We start from the raw sequence: 1,320 nt of genomic DNA on the forward strand, positions 1-1,320 counted from the left end.
GATGCTCTTATGGATGTCAAGCGGCGAGTCTAAGATCGTTTGTGGTGATGATCTGGTAGAGCTCGCGGGCGACGTAGCGTTTGAGGCATCGGATGATCTCCTTCTTGGACATGCCTTCCTTGGTGCGCCGTTCGGCGTAGGCGCGGGTGCGGGGGTCCCAGCGCAGGCGGCAGATCACCACGCGGTAGAGGGCGGCGTTGGCGTTCCGGTCGCCGCCGCGGTTGAGGCGGTGCCGGTGGGTGCGGCCCGAGGAGGCGGGGATCGGGGCGGCGCCGCAGAGCATGGCGAACGCGGCTTCGGAGCGGAGCCGGTCGTGGTTCTGCCCGGCGGTGACCAGGAGTTGCCCGGCGACGTCGGTGCCGACTCCGTTGGCGGCGACCAGTTCGGGGTTGATCGCGGCGACCAGGGGCTGGAGCAGCTCGTCCAGTTCGGTGATCTCGGCGGTCAGGTGCTGGTGGCGGCGGGCGAGGAAGCGCAGGGCGATCTCGGCTGCGGTCTCGGGTGAGGCGGCGTCGGCGGGGTCGGGCCGCAGGGCGGCGCAGGCGGTGATCAGCTCGCGGGCGGGCAGGCCGCGCAGGCGTGTGCGCAGCTCGTCGGGGGCGGTGACGATCAGTGCCCTGATCTGCCGCTGGGCGTCGGCGCGCTGGTCGATGGCCGAGCGTCGGGCCACCCGCAGGTTGCGCAGCGCCTCGACGCGGCCGTCGCGCCGTTTGGGGACACCGGTGCGTTCCCCGGCCAGGGCCGTCCTGGCGGCGGCGACGGCGTCGATCGGGTCGGACTTGCCCTGGAACCGGCGGGTCCTGCGGTCGGGCCGGTCGACCTCGATCACCTGGACGCCGGTGTCGTGCAGCAGGCGGGCCAGTCCGGCGCCGTAGACGCCGGTGCCCTCGACCCCGACCCGGCCCAGGCGCCCGAAGGTGCCCATCCAGTCCAGCAGGGCGGTGTACCCGGCCTGGTCGGCGGGGAACTGCGCGGTGCCCAGGATCCGGCCGACCGGGTCGAGCACGGCGGCGGTGTGGGTGTCGGCGTGGGTGTCGACGCCGCCGGCGACCTCGCCGATCGCCGCGTCATCGGGTGTAATGGGGGTCATCGTCGTCCTGTTCTCCTGGCCGGGGGCGGGGCGGCACGCACCGGCCGGACGGTGGGACAAGACAGTGATGGGGCCTCTGGCCAGGCTCTTATTAGGTCACCCCGCCACAACCGGTGAGTGCACATGAGCGCCTCCCGCGCAGGGTCGGCAGATCCCGTTGAAGGCACCAGGCCAGTCAGGCGTTGGGCCAGACCCCAGCGGGAGGCGCTCACCTACATCATCACTGTCAG

General features: G+C 72.0%; 1 protein-coding gene. It reads right to left on the reverse strand.

From position 1 onward, the window contains the following. Nucleotides 1-16: 16 nt before the first annotated feature. The gene (locus CHF16_RS39170) at nt 17-1,090 is read right to left on the reverse strand and encodes an IS110 family RNA-guided transposase (RefSeq protein WP_089331240.1); all 1,074 of its coding nucleotides are present in this window, start codon (nt 1,088-1,090) and stop codon (nt 17-19) included. Between the last annotated feature and the right edge of the window lie 230 nt (nt 1,091-1,320).

Origin of the sequence: Actinomadura meyerae (assembly GCF_900188445.1) — a bacterium.
Classification (GTDB): Bacteria; Actinomycetota; Actinomycetes; order Streptosporangiales; family Streptosporangiaceae; genus Spirillospora; species Spirillospora meyerae.

Bases quoted from the DNA above. Each gene is read 5' to 3' on its own strand.
- CHF16_RS39170 (WP_089331240.1), bottom strand. From the start codon at position 1,090: ATGACCCCCATTACACCCGATGACGCGGCGATCGGCGAGGTCGCCGGC.